1 protein-coding gene is annotated in these 242 nt (G+C 64.0%); it reads left to right on the top strand.

Annotation, left to right across the window (positions count from 1 at the left end; genetic code table 11):
- Positions 1-242 (top strand): prealbumin-like fold domain-containing protein (locus PUR56_RS00265; RefSeq protein ID WP_329947343.1); only part of this gene is annotated, 242 nt, incomplete at its 3' end.

Here is a 242-nt window from a genome sequence, read left to right as displayed (position 1 = left end):
TTGAAGACGGATGCGAATACGGCGGCGCCGTTGGCGGGTGGTGTGTTCGATCTGTGGGAGGAGACGAATGGTGTTCCGGGTCTGCAGACGTCGGGGGTGAACCCGGACACGCAGGTGGGTGCGGCATGTACGACGGGTGCGAATGGTCTGTGTTCTCGGACGGTGGAGGTCGGCACGTATTACTGGCGTGAGACGGCTGCCCCGCCCGGGTATCAGTTGCCTGCTTCGCCGGTGTTCGGTCC

Source organism: Streptomyces sp. BE303 (genome assembly GCF_036290945.1).
Lineage (GTDB): Bacteria > Actinomycetota > Actinomycetes > Streptomycetales > Streptomycetaceae > Kitasatospora.
Note: the sequence above shows the minus strand (reverse complement) of the source record. Positions and strands in the feature narration are given on the sequence as shown.